The 18,164-nt window shown below is 72.2% G+C and carries 16 protein-coding genes and 1 pseudogene; 9 read left to right on the plus strand and 8 right to left on the minus strand.

Annotated features, from left to right (window positions below):
- Positions 1–77: 77 nt before the first annotated feature.
- Both QQY66_RS46510 and QQY66_RS46515 read left to right on the plus strand, forming a co-directional pair.
- Positions 78–548 (plus strand): hypothetical protein, encoded by a 471-nt coding sequence (locus tag QQY66_RS46510; RefSeq protein WP_301986548.1) that lies wholly within the window; start codon positions 78–80, stop codon positions 546–548.
- A gap of 101 nt (positions 549–649) precedes the next feature.
- Positions 650–868 (plus strand): hypothetical protein, encoded by a 219-nt coding sequence (locus QQY66_RS46515; RefSeq protein ID WP_301986549.1) that lies wholly within the window; start codon positions 650–652, stop codon positions 866–868.
- 19 nt (positions 869–887) lie between these two features.
- On the opposite strand, the gene tgmB is transcribed toward QQY66_RS46515, so the two are convergent.
- The 3 genes from tgmB to QQY66_RS46530 form a co-directional block, all read right to left on the minus strand.
- Positions 888–1,865 carry an ATP-grasp ribosomal peptide maturase gene (gene tgmB / locus QQY66_RS46520; protein ID WP_301986550.1) on the minus strand — a complete coding sequence of 326 codons (978 nt, stop codon included), beginning with the start codon at positions 1,863–1,865 and terminating at the stop codon, positions 888–890.
- Between the two features lie 16 nt (positions 1,866–1,881).
- On the minus strand, positions 1,882–2,073 hold the full coding sequence (tgmA, locus tag QQY66_RS46525; protein WP_301986551.1) for a putative ATP-grasp-modified RiPP: 192 nt from the start codon (positions 2,071–2,073) through the stop codon (positions 1,882–1,884).
- 177 nt (positions 2,074–2,250) lie between these two features.
- The gene (locus QQY66_RS46530; RefSeq protein WP_301986552.1) at positions 2,251–2,547 is read right to left on the minus strand and encodes a DUF1232 domain-containing protein; all 297 of its coding nucleotides are present in this window, start codon (positions 2,545–2,547) and stop codon (positions 2,251–2,253) included.
- Positions 2,548–2,747: 200 nt separating this feature from the next.
- Between QQY66_RS46530 and QQY66_RS46535 the strand changes: the two genes are divergently transcribed.
- On the plus strand, positions 2,748–3,779 hold the full coding sequence (locus QQY66_RS46535; RefSeq protein WP_301986553.1) for a hypothetical protein: 1,032 nt from the start codon (positions 2,748–2,750) through the stop codon (positions 3,777–3,779).
- A 12-nt stretch (positions 3,780–3,791) separates the two neighbouring features.
- Here the strand turns inward: QQY66_RS46535 and QQY66_RS46540 are convergent, their stop codons facing one another.
- On the minus strand, positions 3,792–4,898 hold the full coding sequence (locus QQY66_RS46540; protein ID WP_301986554.1) for a hypothetical protein: 1,107 nt from the start codon (positions 4,896–4,898) through the stop codon (positions 3,792–3,794).
- 410 nt (positions 4,899–5,308) lie between these two features.
- Here QQY66_RS46540 and QQY66_RS46545 point away from each other — a divergent pair, with 410 nt between their 5' ends.
- Together QQY66_RS46545 and QQY66_RS46550 are read left to right on the plus strand one after the other, a co-directional pair.
- Positions 5,309–5,431 (plus strand): hypothetical protein, encoded by a 123-nt coding sequence (locus QQY66_RS46545; RefSeq protein WP_301986555.1) that lies wholly within the window; start codon positions 5,309–5,311, stop codon positions 5,429–5,431.
- A 131-nt stretch (positions 5,432–5,562) separates the two neighbouring features.
- Positions 5,563–6,135, plus strand: coding sequence for a DM13 domain-containing protein (locus QQY66_RS46550; protein ID WP_301986556.1), 573 nt, complete (start codon positions 5,563–5,565; stop codon positions 6,133–6,135).
- Between the two features lie 454 nt (positions 6,136–6,589).
- On the opposite strand, the gene QQY66_RS46555 is transcribed toward QQY66_RS46550, so the two are convergent.
- The 4 genes and pseudogenes from QQY66_RS46555 to QQY66_RS46570 all read right to left on the minus strand — a co-directional run bounded on the left by QQY66_RS46555 (position 6,590) and on the right by QQY66_RS46570 (position 13,872).
- Positions 6,590–7,954: an FAD-dependent oxidoreductase gene (locus tag QQY66_RS46555; RefSeq protein WP_301986557.1), complete on the minus strand. Its 1,365-nt coding sequence runs from the start codon at positions 7,952–7,954 to the stop codon at positions 6,590–6,592.
- Between the two features lie 106 nt (positions 7,955–8,060).
- Positions 8,061–8,329, minus strand: a pseudogene (locus QQY66_RS46560) (chitosanase); the annotation flags it as partial.
- 235 nt (positions 8,330–8,564) lie between these two features.
- On the minus strand, positions 8,565–11,306 hold the full coding sequence (locus tag QQY66_RS46565; RefSeq protein WP_301986558.1) for a SpoIIE family protein phosphatase: 2,742 nt from the start codon (positions 11,304–11,306) through the stop codon (positions 8,565–8,567).
- Positions 11,307–11,382: 76 nt separating this feature from the next.
- Complete coding sequence (locus QQY66_RS46570; RefSeq protein ID WP_301986559.1) at positions 11,383–13,872, minus strand: SpoIIE family protein phosphatase; 2,490 nt, start codon at positions 13,870–13,872, stop codon at positions 11,383–11,385.
- 172 nt (positions 13,873–14,044) lie between these two features.
- Between QQY66_RS46570 and QQY66_RS46575 the strand changes: the two genes are divergently transcribed.
- From QQY66_RS46575 to QQY66_RS46590, 4 genes are all read left to right on the plus strand, one after another.
- Positions 14,045–15,289 (plus strand): PP2C family protein-serine/threonine phosphatase, encoded by a 1,245-nt coding sequence (locus QQY66_RS46575; protein ID WP_301986560.1) that lies wholly within the window; start codon positions 14,045–14,047, stop codon positions 15,287–15,289.
- A gap of 141 nt (positions 15,290–15,430) precedes the next feature.
- Positions 15,431–16,819, plus strand: coding sequence for an MBL fold metallo-hydrolase (locus QQY66_RS46580; protein WP_301986561.1), 1,389 nt, complete (start codon positions 15,431–15,433; stop codon positions 16,817–16,819).
- A complete protein-coding gene (locus QQY66_RS46585; RefSeq protein WP_301986562.1) occupies positions 16,816–17,184 on the plus strand; it encodes a rhodanese-like domain-containing protein in 369 nt (122 codons plus the stop codon). Before QQY66_RS46580 ends, QQY66_RS46585 begins: the two co-directional genes overlap by 4 nt.
- Positions 17,181–18,143: a sulfite exporter TauE/SafE family protein gene (locus tag QQY66_RS46590; protein WP_301986563.1), complete on the plus strand. Its 963-nt coding sequence runs from the start codon at positions 17,181–17,183 to the stop codon at positions 18,141–18,143. The genes QQY66_RS46585 and QQY66_RS46590 overlap by 4 nt, the downstream gene beginning before the upstream one ends.
- The last annotated feature ends 21 nt before the right edge of the window (positions 18,144–18,164 follow it).

The raw sequence follows: 18,164 nt of genomic DNA on the forward strand, positions 1-18,164 counted from the left end.
TCCAGCCCCTGTGCGGTCGCTCCGAAGATCCATAACGTGGACCTGGCCCGAGGCCCTTCGACCCTGGACGCTCCTCGATGACCAAGATCCTGCTGTCCCTGCACGTCCTCGCCGCGATCGTCGCCGTCGGCCCCGTCACCGTCGCCGCCAGCATGTTCCCGCCGGCGGCCCGGCGTGCGCACGGCGACGGCGAAGGGCCCGATCCCGCGGCGGTGAGCACCGTCCGGATGCTGCACCGCATCTGCCGCGTGTACTCCGGGATCGGACTGGCGGTGCCGCTGCTGGGGTTCGCCACGGCTGCCGCGATGGGTGTGCTGGGCGACGGCTGGCTGATCACCTCCATCGCCCTGACCGCCGCGGCGGCGGGCGTTCTGGTCGCCTTCGTGCTGCCCCGTCAGGGCGAGCTTCTCGGCGAACTCGGTGCGAGCCGGCCCGTGGAGCGCGCGCACACGGCCCAACTCGCCATGTTCACGGGCATCTTCAATCTGCTGTGGGCCACGGTCACCGTCCTCATGATCGTCCGGCCCGGTTCCACAACCGGCGCCTGAGGTCAAGCCTCCGGCGGAATTCACACCCCCTTGTGCCGCTGCGCCTACACTCGACAGTCGTGCCCATGCGCATGGGCCATGACTGAAAGGCACGTTGACGGGTGTTCCAGGATTCCCCCATCTACGACCGGCTGGTCGCCGAGCGCGGCGACGTACCCTCCCAGGCCCGCACGGAGGCCGAACGCGTCAGCAGGGAACTGGAGTTCGCCATGCGGCCGCTGCAGTCCCACGGGCATGCGCCCGGCCTTGAGCAACGCCCGTCGCATCCGGGCGCGGGGTGGCAGCGCTCGGCCCTGCCACCCGGCCCCCGGCCGCACTGACCGCCTGGCCGTCCGTCTGTCAAGAAACCGCCCTGTTCGTGCCGTTGACCTGCGAGCGCCGTTCCGGACCGGGTTGGGCCAGCCATTCCGCGATGCTCCGGGCGATGGGCTGACCGGTGTCCACCTCGACGAAGCCGAACTGGCCCGACTGGTTGCACTCCAGGAACCACCAGACGCCGTCGGCATCCTCGGCGAAGTCGAAGGCGCCGTAGGCCAGTTCCGCCTCACGGAGGTAGAGGCGGACGGCGGCGGCGACGCGCGGCGGCACCTCGGCGGCCCGCCACGGGGAGTCGGACGGGGCGAAGCGGACGTCCACCTGGTCGGGGTCGGTGTCCGCGGCCTTGCGGGCGGCGAGCATCCGGTCGCCGACGGCCGTGAGGCGGATGTCGGCCCGCTTGGCGATACGCCGTTGCAGCAGGGTGGGACCGAACGCGACGGCGGCGAAGTCCGTGCCGGGTGCCACCCTGCTGGTCGGCACCGCCTGTGGCGGGTCCTGCGGGTGCGCCCCGGAGACCGGCTTGACGACCAGATCGGGGTAGCGCTCGGAGAACTCGCGGGCGGCCTGCGGGAACGTAGTGATCAGGGTGGCCGGCACGGGCAGGCCGCACCGCTGGGCCAGCCGGAGCTGCCACGGCTTGTGGCGGGCGCGGCGGGCCGCGTCCGGGTGGTTCATCCAGCGCGCTTCCGAACCGCGGAGCATGCCGTACAGGGCCTGTGAGGCCTCCTCCGTCAGCCAGGAGGACGGCGCGGGGGCGCGCGTGGCCGCAGCCCCCGGCCTGCGCACCCAGATCGAGCGCACCCCCTCGATGCTCACCAGCCGCCCCCCGGCCGACAGCTGGCCGCGGAACGCACCGTGCACATACTCCCCGGACAGCGCGACATCGCCGGTCAGGTCGGCGGGGTCGAGCCGGACCACCGGTACCCCGGACACGTTGAGGTGCACCACCACCAGATCGGCTGTCACATCCGCTTGAGAGGTCAGGATCAGGACGGTCATCGTCGCCGGCCCGTGTTCAGTCGTCGAAGTGAGTCTTCGAGCCCGCGGTCGACGTCGTGGTCCCCAGTTCCCTCAGCAGAGCGTAGTCACGGGCGGCTATCCGCCCGTCCATGAGCACGTTCAACTGCAGTCCGGAGTCATAGATGTACGGAGTGGTGACTTCCAACTCTGCTGCCGGACGTGCGTAGTTGAGCGTGAACGGTTGCATCGTCTCTCCCTCGTCGGTGCTGTGCCGATCAGCTGCGGTCGGCTGGCGGCAAGGCATGGTCCGCCGACTTCCTTCGCTTTCCAGAGACTTATACGAATCGAACGAGTGAATGGTTTCCTTACGCTGCGTAATCACAGTCAGTTCCCGTTCTTGAGACGCGAAAAGACGTCCTCGGGTTCAGGCGGGACCATTCCGGCGGTCGGCGCGCGAGGCGCCGAGGGGCGCGCGCAGGGAGCGCAGGGCGAGAAGCAGTACGCCGATGTCGTCCAGGTACACCGGGTCCGGCACCAGGTCGGTGGGCAGCACGAAGTAGAGCAGGGCACCCCAGAACACCCAGCGTGGCCCGGTCGGCAGCCCCGCCCGGCGCAGCGCGCGCCGGGCCCGGACCAGCCGCACCAGCAGTCCGACGGCCACGGTCAGCAGGACCGCAGCCAGGACCGCCGCCACGACGATCCATTCAGTGGTCGAGTCCACGGAACCTCCTCGCGCCGGGCTTCCCTCTATGCGGATTGCCCGTTTGCGGTGCTTGTATCGCCTGCCGGAGGCAGGACAGTCATACCTGTGGCCCACCTGAGTGGCAGGGTGCCGCGCGTGCGCCTGGAATGGTCAGCGATACGTCGCGTGTCGCGCGTCGGGGGCGCGAGAGCAACCGCACTCTTCCCAGGGAGCCGACCATGACGACCAGTTCCGCATCGCCGGGTTCGAACGAACCTGTCATACCCGCCACCGGGGCGCGGTACGGCGACCCGCTCGGCGGCCTCGTGCAGGCCGCCGTCGCCGACCGGCCCCTGGAAGAGGTCGCCCACCTCATCACACTGTTGGAGCAGTCACCGCAGTACGCGCAGGCCACGGTGGACGCACTCCGCGCGGTGGGAGTGACCCGGTCCGTGGAGGACGTCACCCGGCTCGTCATCCTGCTGACCCGGCCGCCGCGCGACGCCGGGTGCGCGGACGAGGCGATCCGCGCCGCGGCAGGGGCCCGCCCGGTGGAGGAGGTGACCCGGCTGATGGACCTGATGCACCGGGCACCCCTGGAACCCCACTGCGGGCAGGAGGCGGTACGGGCGGTCGCGACCGGGCGGCCCGTCGAGGAACTCGTGGAGCTGATCGGGCGGCTGGCCGTCGCGCGCAGCGCGGAAACCGTCGACGAGCCGCCCGACTGGCCGCCGTTCGGCCATGGCCCCGAGGGCGAACCGACCCCGGGCGCCGTCCCTCCGCCGCCCCCAGGTCGCCCGCCCTCGGTCAACAGGGCTCCCCGCTGGCCGGGTCGGCTCTCCGTCGCGGCCCTCGCGGTCTGCGGCCTGCTCTGGTTCCCGCCGCAACGCGACGGCACCTCGCCGCAGGTGTACGGCTTCGCGCTCGGCGTGTCGGCCCTGTGCCTGGTCCTGGCCCTGCTGCTGACTGCGCGGGCCGCGCTGCCCGTGCTGGCGGCGGCCGTCGTGGTCCCGGCGGCGCTGGCCGCGACCCAGGTCTTCGAGGCCTGGCTGGACTCGGCGGACCTGTCCCAGGCACTGGATCTCACCCTCGCACCGAGCTGGGCCACCGGCCTGACCGCCGTATGCGCGGCACTGGCCGCGCTGATCGCCCTGCTGGTGAGCCTGGCGGCACAGTCACCCGGCGCGGACTCGGTGGCACGACTGATGGCGGAGGCACAGCGCACGGCCGACGCGCCCCGTACGGCGCAGGCGCACCGTACGGGCGACTGACGCCGACCTCGCTCAGCCGGCGTCGTCCTCCTCACGCCGCCGCGCTTTGGCGGTGCCCTTGAGGCGTCCGAACGTGCGCGTCAGCTGCTGGAGCGGGGAGTTGGCGTGCGCGTCGGGCGCGACCGGTTCCCGGGGTGCGGCGGGGGAGGACTCCCGGTACGCGGCCAGTGCCTCGTTGGCGCGCTCGGCCGCCTCCCGGTACAGATCCCGGGACTTCGTCATGGCGTCGAGTGCTTCGGCATACATGGCCACCAACTTGCGCTCGCGTGCGAGTTCCTCTTCGAGGGTCAGCAGCCGCCAATCCTCCCGGAACGTGCTGATGGCCGTTTCGGCGCCGTCCGGCAGCGGCCGGGCGGAGACGGCGTACCGCGTCAGGATACCGATCAGTTCCGTCGGCTCCGACCCGTCCAGGAAGACGCTGCGTACGGCCATGTCCTGGGCGTCGTCCCCGTCGCGGTGCGGCGCCTTGGACAGCACCACGGCGCCGCCGCGCGGCACCTCCACGCCGAACTCGCGCAGCGCCCAGTTCACCGCGCGCAGTTGGTGCGGGGCGGCCCGGTGCTCGACCACGCAGTGCCGCAGGCTCGGTGGCAGCAGCCGGGCCAGCGGCAGCAGGCCGCGCTCGTCGGGGGTCATGGCCTCGTGGACGACGATGTGGATGCCCCAGCTGCCGCGCACGGAGTCCCTCAGGAGGCGCCGCAGGGCCTTGTCGTCCGCGGGCAGGCGGTTGGCGTCCCGGAAGCGCAGTCCCGTGACCGGCTCGTGATCCCAGGCGGAATCCGGTGCCTCGGGCCAGAACAGGGTGACGGGAGAGGGCCAGCCGGGGTCCCACGGCCGGTCCGCCTCCGCGACCAGGACCCACTCCCGTCCGTCCTCGGAATCGGGGGCGAACGTCAGCCGGGCCCGTACGGTCACGATGTCGGCGACCTGCCATCGGGCCTCGAAGATTCGCTCGGGGGCGTCCTCGGCGACCTCGAGGTGGTCGTCCAGGACCCCGTTCTGCTTGCGACGCCGGAGCGTGAGCCGGACGACGGCGTCCGCGTCGGGTCCGCCGTAGCGGCCACGGGCGAGCCACACGGTGGACGGAATCGTGGAGTGGACGGCGGGGGTGGTCGTCATGAGTCCATCTGTATGCGAGGTGACCGTACAACTGCCAGTATCGTCGCCGCAGGTCGAGCCGGAACAGGCGGGGTGCCGCCCGTGTGGGCACACGGGAGGCGCGGCACGCACACGGGGTGTGATCGTCGCACTTCGGCGAGCGGCCCTTCACTCGTGGCCCGGACCCGGCCCGGCCATGACAATGACTTCCGGCGAACAGGGCGTGCCCACCATCCGCATTGGGGCGGGTCCTGTTCGCCGCCCCGGCCGGTGACGGAGCGGATCATGACGGGCTTGCGTGTACGTCCACTGGACACGGCCACCTGGCCGGACTGCGCGGCTCTGGTCGAACGTCACAACGGCGTGTGGGGCGACTGCTGGTGCATGTCCTTCCACGCCGAGGGCATGGGTGTTACGACGGCCTGGCCTGCGTGGGCTCACTCGAAGGCGCCCTCGACGAGATCGCCCGCCGCGGCGGCGGAACCGTCGAGAGCTATCCCGAGGACACCGCCGACGGCGAGCACCACTGGGTGGTCACCAAGGCCGTGTCCTGAGCGCCGCATTGACCGCCCGCCGGCCGACGCGGACACCGACGTAAGACTTCCGTCATCACCTGCGACATGTGCGAGGGCGCTCCGGTCCGCTGGAATGGAGGCCACAGACAGTTCTCAGGAAGTGAGGCGGGATGGGGCGCGTGCGCAAGGTGCTGGCCAAGCCATGGGTCATCGGGGCGCTGGTGGTGGCATTCGCCGGAGTCGGTGCGGGGCTGTACTGGTTCCAGCCCTGGAAGCTCTGGCAGGACGAGACGGTGGTGGAGGCGCTCCCCGAGGCCGCCCCGTCCCCGTCCCTGTCCCCGTCCTCTTCCGCACCGGCCGAGGCGGTGCCGTCACCGGTATCGCAGGAGCCGCAGACGCTGGCCAGGGGCGAGTTGATCAGCCACGAGCACGCCACCTCGGGCACGGTGAAACTCGTACGACTGGCCGACGGATCCCATGTCGTACGGCTGGAAAGCCTCGAGACCAGTAACGGCCCGGACCTCCGCGTGTGGCTGACCGATGCGCCGGTGAAGGAGGGCGTCGCCGGCTGGCACGTCTTCGACGACGGGGAGTACGTCAGCCTCGGCAAGCTCAAGGGCAACAAGGGCAGCCAGAACTACGCCCTGCCCAAGGAGGTCGACCCCGCCAAGTACAGCAGCGTCAGCATCTGGTGCGACCGGTTCGACGTCTCCTTCGGTGCCGCCGAACTCACGGATCGGTGAACGGGCGGCGGCCGGCTGCTTCTTGATGCGTCGATGACGGTTTCTTGATGGTCACCGGCATCAAGTCCCTGGGGAACGTTGCCGGATGTCGGCAATGCGCCGTCGTGCTCCCGGCGTACAGGATGGGCGTGGGGAGCACGGCGGATCGGCTCCGGTGCCGGGACCCGCAGGTGCCCGCACCGGAGCCCGGAGGGGAGCCGTGCCCCCGCAGCACGGAAACGGGGGTTGGCGGATGCGTTCGCTTCTCATGGCCGCGACCGGCTTTCCGCTTTGACGGGGATGTTGCTCTCGACGCCTGGAGGCGTACGGACCGGACGGCGTCCCCGGCGGCCTGCTGAGCCTGGTGGTGCCGGTCGGCGCGCTGCTCATGGCCTGGTGGCTGACCCCCCGTTCGTACGGCCGTTGCACCAAGGGGCCCGGGAACACAGCCCCCGGACCCCTTGATCACGCTCTCTCAGGCGCCGCTGGCCTTGAGCATGTCCTCACGCTCGACGAGCTTCACCCGCTCGCGGCCCTGCGGCTCGCCCAGCGCCTTCTCCGCGGCGTCCAGCTTGTACCAGCCGTCCCAGGTGGTGAACCGGACGTTCCGCTCGGCGAGGAACGCGTCGACGGCGTCCGGCTCGGGCGAAGCCGGCGTGTGCAGACGGCCGCCTGCGTGGTCGGCCAGCAGGTTGGCCACCGTCTCGTTGGCGTCGCCCTTGGTGTGGCCGATCAGACCCACCGGACCGCGCCGGATCCAGCCGGTGACATACGTCGACTGCAGGTGCTCGCCGCTCTCCTGGATGACCCGGCCGCCCTCGTCCGGGACCGTGCCCGAGTCGAGGTCCCAGGGCAGCTTGGGGAGCTTGTCGGAGAGATAGCCGACGGCGCGGTAGATCGCCGTGACGTCCCAGTCCTTGAACTCGCCCGTGCCCTTGACATTGCCGGTGCCGTCTAGGGCGGTGCGCTCGGTGCGCAGGCCGACGACCTTGCCGTCCTCGCCGAGGATCTCGGTAGGCGACTCGAAGAAGTGCAGGAACAGCTTGTGCGGCCGGTCGCCGACGTCGCGGATGGCCCAGTTCTCCAGGGTCTTGGCGACCATGTCGGCCTGCTTGTTGCCGCGCCGGGTCTCGATCGAGCCCTCGTCGTAGTCGATGTCCTCGGGGTCGACGATGACCTCGATGGTGGGGGAGTGGTCCAGCTCGCGCAGCTCCATCGGGGAGAACTTCGCCTGCGCCGGGCCGCGGCGGCCGAACACGTGGATCTCCACGGCCTCGTTGGCCTTCAGGCCGTCGTAGACGTTCGGCGGTATCTCCGTGGGCAGCAGCTCGTCCGCGGTCTTGGCCAGGATGCGCGCCACATCGAGCGCGACATTGCCGACGCCGAGGACGGCGACCTTCCTGGCCGTGAGCGGCCAGGTGCGCGGCACGTCCGGGTGGCCGTCGTACCAGGAGACGAAGTCCGCGGCGCCGTACGAGCCGTCGAGCTCGACGCCGGGGATCGACAGGTCGCGGTCGGCCGTGGCGCCGGTGGAGAAGATCACCGCGTCGTAGAACGCGCGCAGGTCGTCAAGACTGATGTCGGTCGGGTAGTCCACGTTGCCGAACAGACGGATCTGCGGCTTGTCCAGCACCTGGTGCAGGGCGGTGATGATGCCCTTGATCCTGGGGTGGTCGGGGGCGACGCCGTACCGGATCAGCCCGAACGGGGCCGGCATGCGCTCGAAGAGGTCGATGGACACACCGGGTTCGGCGGCCACGTCGGACTTGAGCAACGCGTCGGCGGCGTAGATCCCGGCGGGGCCGGCTCCGACGATGGCTACCCGCAGGGGGCGGGGCATGATCAGGTTCCCTTCGAGCGGTGACAGACGATCTCGAACGGGAAGCCTAAACTAAGGTAACCCTAAGTCGGTACGCGGGTCCGATCTATGAGCTCATAAGGCTACGTTATGGGGATACGGACCTCGCGGCGCCCCCTGAGGGCTGCCGCACCAGGTGCGGGCCCAGGTTGCCCTCGCGCAGTAAGACGCGCTGGGCCGTGTCGACCCGGCTGGCGTCGCTGTGCGCCTCGTCCTGAGGGCGTCGTAGTGCGCGAACTGACCGAGCACGCGCAGCCCGTCCGCCTTGCCCTGCCGTACGGCCGGGTTGAAGTACACCCGGTCGCGTTCGTCGTTCTGTGCCTGCTGGAAGGGACTGTCCCGTGCGGCCCGGCGCCAGGCTTGCGGTCGGCGTACAGCTCCACCGGCTCGACATGAGCTTCATGGCGATCTCCTTCTTCGCCGGGTCGTCGAGTGGGGTGCCTCACGGGTGCTCCAAGTGATGGTGGGGGTTGGAGGTACGCAATACTGATAGGAAGGTTTCCTGTTAGAGGTTGGAAGCGTTGGACACCCGTCGGGTCGCAACTTCGTGGGGATGAACAAGCGGGCGGGCGTCAGCGCCGCCCGCCCAGAGTCACGGCAGTGGCTGTTCCGCCCAGATGACCTTGCCGTCGGGCGTGTAGCGCGTGCCCCAGCGCTCGGCGAGCTGGGCGACGAGGAACAGGCCCCGCCCGCCCTCGTCCGTCATGGCGGCATATCTGAGATGCGGAGAGGTGCTGCTGCTGTCGAAGACCTCGCAGATCAGGGTGCGGTCGCGCAGCATCCTGACGTGGATGGGCTCGCCGCCGTAACGGATCGCGTTGGTCACCAGCTCGCTCAGGATCAGCTCCGTGGCGAACGCCAGCTCGTCCAGCCCCCAGCGCGCCAACCGGCGCGTGACCTCGGCCCGTACGTCCGCGACGGCCGCCGGGTCGGACGGTACATGCCACTCGGCGACCCGGTCGGCGTCCAGCGCCCGGGTGCGCGCCACGATCAGGGCGATGTCGTCGCTCGACCGGGCCGTGAGCCGGGAGTCGAGGACGACCCGGCAGGTGTCCTCGGGCGAGTCGTCGGCCTGCTCCAGCGCGGCCCGCAGCAGCTCCAGACCGACGTCGATGTCCCGCTCCCGGTCCTCGACGAGCCCGTCCGTGTACAGGACGAGCCGGCTGCCCTCGGCCAGTTCGAGGTCGACCGTCTCGAACGGCAGACCGCCGAGGCCGAGCGGGGGACCGGCGGGGACGTCGGCGAACTCGACGCTGCCGTCGGGGTGGATGAGAGCCGGTGGCGGGTGCCCGGCGCGGGCGACGGTGCAGGTGCGGGAGACCGGGTCGTAGATCGCGTACAGGCAGGTCGCGCCGGTGACCGGAGCGCTGCCGCCCTCCACCGTCTCGTCCTGGTCGATGCGGCCGACCAACTCGTCCAGCAGGGACAGGAGTTCGTCGGGCGGCAGGTCGAGGGCTGAGAAGTTGTGCACGGCCGTGCGCAGCCGTCCCATGGTGGCCGCGGCATGCAGTCCATGGCCGACGACATCGCCCACGACGAGGGCGACCCGGGCGCCGGACAGCGGCAGCACGTCGAACCAGTCACCGCCCACGCCCGCCTGGGCGGGCAGATACCGGTAGGCGATCTCCAGGGCGTTCTGCTCGGGCAGGTTGCGGGGCAGCAGACTGCGCTGCAGTGTCACCGCCATGCTGTGCTCGCGCGTATAGCGGCGCGCGTTGTCGATGGACACGGCCGCCCGCGCCACCAGCTCCTCGGCCAGGGCGAGTTCGTCCGTGTCGAAGGGCTCCGGCTTCTCGGAACGCCAGAAGCTGACCACACCCAGCACCAGGGAGCCCGCGCGCAGCGGCACCGCGATCAGCGAGTGGATGCCGTACTCCACGACCTGCGCGGACCGCTCCAGGTCCTGGGCCCGCCAGCCCGGCGCCTCGCTCAGGTGCGGTTCCAGGACCGCCTGGCCGGAGCGCACGGCACGGGCCTGGGGCGACGAGGCCACGAGCCGGATCTGCTGGCCCAGCGGGTAGAGCGGAGCGTCCTTGCGGATCCCGCTGACCGCCGTACGGCGCACATCGGCGCCCAGGTCCGGCTGCCCGCCGCTCAGCACCGCCTCGAACAGGTCCACGGTGGTGAAGTCCGCGAACCGCGGTACGGCCAGCTCCGCCAGTTCCTCGGCGGTACGGGCCACGTCCAGGCTGGTGCCGATCTCCACCCCGGCGTCGTACAGCATGTTGAGCCGTTCGCGTGCCGTCTCGGCCCGGCCGGACAGGGCCCGCAGCTCGGTCGAGTCCCGGAGTGTGGCCACGCTGCCGGCCGGTGCCCCCTGGAGGTCGGTGGGCCGCTGGTTGACCGCGAGCAGCCGGTCCCCGACCAGGTGCACCTCGTCGGTGGCGATCCGGCCGGAGGCCAGCAGGTCGGCGGTGTCGGGGGCGAGGCCGAGGTCGCGCACCTGGCGCCCCGTGGCGTCCTCGGGCAGGTCGAGGAGCCGGTGCGCCTCGTCGTTGGCGAGCAGCAGCCGCCCCTCGTCGCCGACGATCATCACGCCCTCGCGGACGGCGTGCAGCACCGCGTCGTGATGCTCGTACATACGGGTCATCTCGTTCGGGCCCAGACCGTGCGTCTGCCGCAGCAGCCGTCTGCTGACCAGCGCCGTACCCGCCGTGGCGAGGGCGAGCCCCGCGGCCCCGGCGGCCAGCAGGACCGGCAGTTGCTCGTTCGCGGTCCCGCCCACGTTCTCCGTCGTGATGCCCGCCGACACCAGCCCGACGACCTTCCCGTCGTCGGCCTTGACTGGCACCACGGCCTGGACCAGGGGGCCGATCGTGCCGTGGATCTCCTCGGTCACGATGCCCCCGGCCAGCGCGGGCTGGAGGGTACCGACGAACTTCTTGCCGATGCGGTCGGGGAAGGGATGGGTGTAGCGGGTCCCGTCGGTGTTCATGACGACGATGAAGTCGACCCCGGTCGCCTCGCGGGCCGCCTCGGCCCGCGGTTGCAGCACCTCCGTGGGATCGGGTTCGTCCAGCGCCTCGCTGGTGCCCGGCGCGTTCGCGAACGCCTCGGCGACGGCGACCGAGCGGTTGCGGGCCTCGATCGTGCTGTCGTGCCGCACCTGCAGCACCAGCGCCACCACGGCGGCCACGACCAGCAGCAGCACGATGACGACCTGCAGGACGAACACCTGCCCGGCGACGCTGCGCCCGCTCAGCGCCGACCGCAACGCCGCGGCCGGCCCGCGGCGCTGGTACGCCCCACGGGCATGGCCGGGCGCGCGCTGGGCGCGCGGACCCCTGGGGCGACGGGTCGTCCCCACCTCGGATCGACCCCCATGCCGGACCATGTGCCATGTCTACACTGCGGGACCCCAGGAGGCGAGGGGCGTCACACAGGGTGACAGCGCCGCAGCGCGGTCACGGTCACGGGCTTGCGGACCGGCGCGTGGCCAGCAGCAGCGCGATGTCGTCCGGGCGGTCGCGGGCGTGCCGGGCCCGCGCGGTGAGCCGGTCGGCGATGCCCGTCAGCGGCCGGCCGGCCGGCGCACCCGACTTGGCGAGGGCCACGCGCAGTTCCGTGATGCCGACGTCGATGTCGGCGCCGGGCCGCTCGACCAGGCCGTCCGTGTAGAGCGCGAGGACGGCGCCCGGCTCCAGCCGCAGCTCCGTCACCGGATAGTCGGCGTGCGGGTCGACGCCGAGCACGACACCGCCGGGCAGATGCAGGACGTGCGTGCTGCCGTCCGGGTCACGCAGCAGCGGCGGCGGATGTCCCGCGCGAGCCGCTTGGACGGCACCGGTCGCCGGGTCGAGGCGGATGTAGCAGCAGCTCGCGAACTGTCCCGGATCGAGGTCGATCAGCAGCCGGTTGACGCCGCTCATGACCTCGTCCGGCGGACGCCCGCCGAGCGCGAACGCCCGTACGGCGCTGCGCAGTTGCCCCATCGTGGCCGCCGCCTGCACCCCGTGCCCCTGGACGTCCCCGATGACCAGGGCGAGCCCGTCCCCGGCCTCCACGACGTCGTACCAGTCGCCGCCCACCTCCATGCCCTGCGTACCCGGCAGATAGCGCCCTGCCGTCTCCACTCCTGGATGCGACGACAGGCGCCGGGGGAGGAGGGCCTGCTGCAGTCCGCGGGCGAGGGCCGCCTCGCTCTCGTAACGCTGGGCCTTCTCCATGGCGTGCGCGATCAGCCCGGCGAGCGCGGTGAGCACCGTCCGTTCCTCGGAGCTGAAGCTGCGGGGGCGGTCGAAGCCGAGGATGCAGGAGCCGACCGGGCGGCCGGAGGCGATCAACGGCAGGAAGGCACGGGCCCCTTCCGTGGCGTCGAGCGGAATTCCCGGGTACGTGGCGGACAGATCCTCCATCGAGTCGAAGAACAGCGGCCGGCCCGCGGTCAGCGTCTCCACACCGGGCAGGTGCGCGTCCAGGCCCACCCCTTCGAAGGGGGCGAGGAACCCCGCCGGGAAGCCGGTCTCCCACGCCAGGTACAGGTGCCGGTCCTGGAGCAGGTAGATGGCGAGCCGGCGCCCGCCGAACGCGGGCAGCAGCTCCCGCATCACCACCGCGGACACCTGGCGGGCGGTGACCGCCTCCGTCAGCGCGATGGCGAGGACGATGGGCCGGTACAGCGGAGCCATGGACGGGGCGCCGGACGCCGAGGCGCGCTCGGCCGGCGAGTCCGTGATCCGTCCGGCCGGCTGGAGCGTGCAGGTCAGGTGGTCCGGGCCCGGATACACCGACACGGCGAGCCAGTCGCCCTCGAACTCCCCGCCGTCGTCCGCGGGCCGCCGGACGTGACAGTGCACCGGATCCGGTGCCAGCAGGGCGCTGCGCAGATGGTCCTCGCACGCCGGCTGGTTCATCCAGGGCACGGCCTCCCACAGGGAGCGGCCCAGCAGTTCCTCCCGCGACCGGCGCAGCAACTGCGTGGCCCGCGGATTGGCGTACACCACCAGCCCCAGCCGGTCCAGGCAGAACACGCCGTCCGGCAGGAGGTCGGCGGCCGTGTCCGCCGCCGCGCCGGGACCCGGATCCAGCACGACGCCTCGCACCCGGTACAGGTCCGGGGGCTCGGGCGGTGTGTCGTACGCCGTCCAGAGCTCCATCAGCCGCAGCGCCCCGTCCTCGGCCCGCACGTACAGCGGCAGCGACGGAGGTCTGCCGGAAGCCGTCTCCCGCAGCGCGGCCAGGACGCGGGGCGCGTCGGCCGGTGTGGCCACCGCGTCGGCGAGCTCCCGCACGGACGGGGCGTCGTCCGACCCGCGCAGCAGGGCGCGCAGACGCTCGTCCGCCTCCACGGCCCCGGTCGCCGGATCCCAGGCGAACCGGGCGATGCGCCCCGTGGCAGGGGATGCGCTCGGCGGCCGTACGCACAGCGGTTCACCGTCCCAGACGACCGGCGGGACGGCCCCGGCCTCCAGGCCCCGCAGGTCCGCCCCCAGTTCCTCGGCGATCCGGGTGAGGCGGTCGCGGACGGGCAAGAGTTCGGTGGCGTCCCGGGCGGCGGGGCGCAGGACGGTCAGGACGCCGTACACCCCTGGCGAGCCGGCCGATCCGGCCGCCGCCACGACGGGCACGTACAGCGAGCCGAACGGGAACGGCAGCCCGGCCGCGAACTGGGGGTAGCGGCGCATCGTCTCCGTGGCGTTCGGCAGGATCACCTGCACGCCGAGCCGATAGGCGTCTGCGACGGGGAACGGGCGGTCGACGTGCATCCGCCACCACGGACGGAACAGCTGCCCGGGCAGGCCGGAGAGCACCGCCAGGCGCAGCAGCCCGGGCGTGCTGGAGCGCAGATAGACCCCGCCGGCGCGACCGCCGGCCGCGTCGACCGCCTCCGTCGAGGCGTCGGCCAGCAGCGCGGCGAGCCGTCCGGGCATCCGGTGCGTGTCCTCGGCGCTCCGAGTCATCGGCCCTACCTCGTCCGTGTGCCGCCACTCGGGCGACACAGCAAGAATGCGCCACGACGCGCCCGGTTCGCACCTGGGCGACGCGAACCGGTCGCTCCGGGCCGGGAGCCGTTCACGGTCCGGTCGGCGCGCACCGCGGCGTCACCGCTGGTCCACATCCGCCGATACTGGAATGAACACGTCGGAAAGGGATGCGGTGGAAGACGACCGGGCTGTCCGACCCGCAGCGGCCTCGGCCGACCGGTTCGCCCTCGCGGAACGGGCCGTGGCCGCCATCGGCACGACTCTCGACGAACGCAGGACGGGCGCCGAACTGGCCGCCTTCCTCGCCGAGGTGCTCTGTGACGCCGTGGCCGTCGACCTGTTCCCGCAGGACCGGGAGCCGGACGCCCCGCCGGATTCCCTGCGGCCCGTGGCGGCGGCGGGCCGGCGCGATCTGCTGGACGACCTGCGCCGGACTCCGCGCGGCGAGGTCCTGGTCCGGGCTCTGGACGCGGGCCGCCCCCTCACCGCGTCGTTCACCCGGGCGGGCGGCAACCGGCTGGCCGCGCTGTCCGTGCCGCTCCTGGCCTGGGACCGGGCCTTCGGCGTGGTCCTCGCCGTCCGCACCAACCGTGTCTTCACCGACGACGAGGCGGCCGTGGCCCACTACGCCGCCCGCCTGGCCGCCGCTCACCTCCACCACGCCGCCGAGCACTACGCGGCCCGCAAGACCGTCCTCAACCTGCAGGAGGTCCTGCTCCTCGCACCCAGTCAGCCGCACCCGAACCTGGACATGGCCACCCGCTACCTCCCCCTCGGCAGCGGCGCCCTCGTGGGCGGCGACTGGTACGAGACCGTACGGCTGCACTACGGCCGCACCCTCCTCGTCATCGGCGACGTCATGGGCCACGGCCTGGACGCCGCCGTCGACATGAACGCCTACCGGTCGATGCTGCGCTACGTCGCCTCCACCGATCTGCCCCCGCACCGGATCCTGCGCCAGATGGACACCTCGATGTCCGAGGACAGCAACCGCAGGCCCGCGACCTGTCTGCTCGCCCTCCTGGACCCCGCGCGCGGGACCGTCGCCTTCTCCAGCGCGGGCCATCTGCCACCCGCCGTCTTCCACCGGGACGGCACCGGCGAGCTGATCGAGCTACCCGTCGGCCCGCCCCTCGGCACCGGCTTCTCCGACTACGACTCGGCCACCGTGCCGCTGACCCCCGACGACACCCTGCTGATGTTCACCGACGGTCTCGTCGAACGCCGCGACGAGGACATCGACACCTCCCTCGCCCGGCTGGCCCGCCTTCATGTGAAGCCCGACCTCGACGTCTCCCACCTGCTCGACGAGGTCCTCGACCGCCTGGGCGCCGACGCGGCGGACGACGACGTCGCCGCGCTGGCGGCACGCCTGCGACACCCGGTCGGGTGACGCCGGTCCCGGCCCCTTTCCTGGAAATACCCCCGGGGGTACTCGTGCTAGGCTCCGACGCATACCCCCGGGGGTAATTTTCGTTCCTCGGGGAATCGCGAATCGCGACCGGGAAGTTCGACTGGGAAGGGAGTGCTCGGCGTGTTCTTCGTCGACACCATCGAGGTGACAGGACTCGGCAACCGCGGCTATCTGGCGGGCGGCGAACGGACGGCGGTGGCCGTCGATCCGCCACGGGACGTGGACCGGGTGATCGCGGCGGCGGCCCGGCGCGGCGTGCGGATATCCCACGTCGTCGAGACGCACGTCCACAACGACTACGTCACCGGCGGCCCGGAACTGGCCCGACTCACGGGCGCCGCGTACCTCGTCCCGGCCGCCGCCCGGATCTCCGTCGGCCACATCCCCGTCCACGACGGGGACACCATGGTCGTCGCCGCCGAAGACGCCCTGACCCTGCGTGCACTGGCCACGCCCGGACACACCCCGCACCACACCTCGTACGTCCTCGAAGAACACGGCGCCGTCGTCGCGGTGTTCACCGGTGGTTCGCTGCTCATCGGCACCGTCGGCCGCCCCGACCTGGTCGAACCGCGCCTCACCGCAGACCTGGCCCGCGCCCAGCACGCGTCGGTCCACCGCCTCGCGGCCGAACTCCCGGACGACACGGAGGTGTTGCCCACCCACGGCTTCGGCAGCTTCTGCGCCTCCGGCACGGCCGACGGCACGGCCACGACGATCGGCAAGGAGAAGACGGCCAACGCGGCGCTCACCCGCGACGCCGACACCTTCGTCGCCGACCTGTTGGCCGGTCTCGACGACGTCCCCGCCTACTACGCGCACATGGGCCCCGCCAACGCCGCGGGCCCCGCACCCGTCGACCTCACCCCGCCCGCCGTGGCGGGCGCCGACGAGATCGCCGAGCGCCTGGCCGCGGGGGAGTGGGTGGTCGACCTGCGCAACCGGGTCGCGTTCGCCGACGGGCATGTCGCGGGCTCGCTCAACTTCGAGGCCGAAGGACAGCTCGCCACCTATCTGGCCTGGCTGATCCCGTGGCGCAAGCCGGTGACGCTTCTCGCCGAGTCCTCTGCTCAACTGGCTGCCGCACAGCGTGAGTTGGTCCGCGTCGGCGTGGACCGCCCGGCCGCCGCGGCGACCGGCGATCCATCGGCCTGGGTGCGCCGGGGGAAGACCCCGGCCTCGTTCCCGCGCGCCACCTTCGCCGACCTCGCCGCACAGCGCCGGACGCGGGACATGGTCGTACTGGACGTCCGCCGGTCCTCCGAACGCGCCGCGGGCTTCGTCGAGGGCTCGCTCCACATCCCCCTGCACACCCTCCACCGGCGGCTCGCGGAGGTTCCGGCGGGCGAGGTGTGGGTGCACTGCGCGGGCGGCATGCGCGCCGCCATCGCCGCCTCCCTGCTGGACGCGGCGGGCCGTGACGTCGTCGCGGTGGACGACACGTTCGCCGCCGCCGAGCAGGCCGGACTCACGGTCCGTGGGCGGCTCGGCAGCGAGCAGCGTCGATGAGCAGACTCCGCTACGGCCCCGGCCGGATCACCGCCTCCGAGGCCGCCCACCGCACCCACCCCGCTGCCACCGCAACGTCCGTGCTGCTCGACGTACGGGAAACGGACGAATGGCAGGCGGGCCATGCCCCCTGGGCGATCCACCTGCCCCTTTCCACGCTGAGTTCACAGGTACGACTGCCTCCCGAGGCCCGGGACAGGCATCTGGTCGTCATCTGCCGCTCGGGCAACCGCTCCCGGCAGGCCGCCGAACTGCTCACCGCACAGGGCGCGGGCGCCGTCGACGTGATCGGCGGCATGCGGGACTGGGCGACGGCCGGCCTGCCCGTGGTCGACCAGCACGGCGAGGATGGCACCGTCACGTGAGTGCTCTGATCCTCGCCCTGTGCGCCGGGGCCGTGACCGGTCTGGCGCTCGGGGCGCTCGGAGGCGGCGGCAGCGTACTGACCGTCCCCGCTCTGATCTACCTGCTCCACTTCACCCCGGCCGCGGCCACCACCGCGAGCCTGGCCATCGTCGCCGTCACCTCCGCCACCGCTCTGACCGCGTATGCCCGCGACGGCCACGTCCACTGGCGTACGGGGCTGCTGTTCGCGGCGGCGGGCAGCGGACCGGCGATGGTGGGCAGTGCGGTGGCGGGAGGACTGCCGGGTCCTGTGCTGACGGCCGCCTTCGGCGTGCTGGCGTCCGTGGCGGCGGTACGGATGCTGCGTGGGCCAGGGCCGACGGATGCCGGGCAGGCTGTCCGGGCGGGCCGGCCGACGCGTCCCGGACGGTCTGTCCGGCTGGACCGGCGAACGCGCGCCGGAGAGTCGTTCCGACCGGACGGACAGGCTGACGCGGGACGGTCTGTCCCCCTCGGCCCGTCGGCGGATGCCGAACTGCCCGACCGCCACGACCTGCCGACGGACTACGGACCCCCCGACCGTCCCTCTCGGCAGACGCACACCCGGCAGCCCGTCAGCCCCGGTCGTGCGGCCGCCGCGGGTGCCGGGCTCGGCGCGGTCACCGGGGTTCTCGGAGTCGGCGGCGGCTTTCTCGCCGTGCCCGCGCTGACCGGTCTCCTCGGCCTGCGGATGCGCGCGGCGGTGGGCACCAGCCTCCTGGTGATCACGGTCAACTCGCTGGCCGCGCTGGCCTGGCGGGGCGGCTCGGTGGACGTCCTGGACTGGGCCGCCGTAGGCCCCTTCGCCGGGGCCGCCGTCCTCGGTGCCTGGGACGGCCGGCGGCTGGCCGCGAAGGCCTCCGCCCGCGCCCTGCACCGGACGTTCGCCCTGGCACTGCTGGCCGTGGCAGCCTTCATGCTGATCGATTCCGTATGGTGAGACCACGCTTCCGTGTGGTGA

It is taken from the genome of Streptomyces sp. DG2A-72, assembly GCF_030499575.1.
Taxonomy (GTDB): domain Bacteria; phylum Actinomycetota; class Actinomycetes; order Streptomycetales; family Streptomycetaceae; genus Streptomyces.

Bases quoted from the DNA above. Each gene is read 5' to 3' on its own strand.
- tgmA (WP_301986551.1), bottom strand. From the start codon at position 2,073: ATGCAACCGTTCACGCTCAACTACGCACGTCCGGCAGCAGAGTTGGAA.
- QQY66_RS46555 (WP_301986557.1), bottom strand. From the start codon at position 7,954: ATGCCCCGCCCCCTGCGGGTAGCCATCGTCGGAGCCGGCCCCGCCGGG.
- QQY66_RS46550 (WP_301986556.1), top strand. From the start codon at position 5,563: ATGGGGCGCGTGCGCAAGGTGCTGGCCAAGCCATGGGTCATCGGGGCG.
- QQY66_RS46540 (WP_301986554.1), bottom strand. From the start codon at position 4,898: ATGACGACCACCCCCGCCGTCCACTCCACGATTCCGTCCACCGTGTGG.
- QQY66_RS46565 (WP_301986558.1), bottom strand. From the start codon at position 11,306: ATGGTCCGGCATGGGGGTCGATCCGAGGTGGGGACGACCCGTCGCCCC.
- QQY66_RS46510 (WP_301986548.1), top strand. From the start codon at position 78: ATGACCAAGATCCTGCTGTCCCTGCACGTCCTCGCCGCGATCGTCGCC.
- QQY66_RS46535 (WP_301986553.1), top strand. From the start codon at position 2,748: ATGACGACCAGTTCCGCATCGCCGGGTTCGAACGAACCTGTCATACCC.
- QQY66_RS46585 (WP_301986562.1), top strand. From the start codon at position 16,816: ATGAGCAGACTCCGCTACGGCCCCGGCCGGATCACCGCCTCCGAGGCC.
- QQY66_RS46570 (WP_301986559.1), bottom strand. From the start codon at position 13,872: ATGACTCGGAGCGCCGAGGACACGCACCGGATGCCCGGACGGCTCGCC.
- tgmB (WP_301986550.1), bottom strand. From the start codon at position 1,865: ATGACCGTCCTGATCCTGACCTCTCAAGCGGATGTGACAGCCGATCTG.
- QQY66_RS46575 (WP_301986560.1), top strand. From the start codon at position 14,045: ATGAACACGTCGGAAAGGGATGCGGTGGAAGACGACCGGGCTGTCCGA.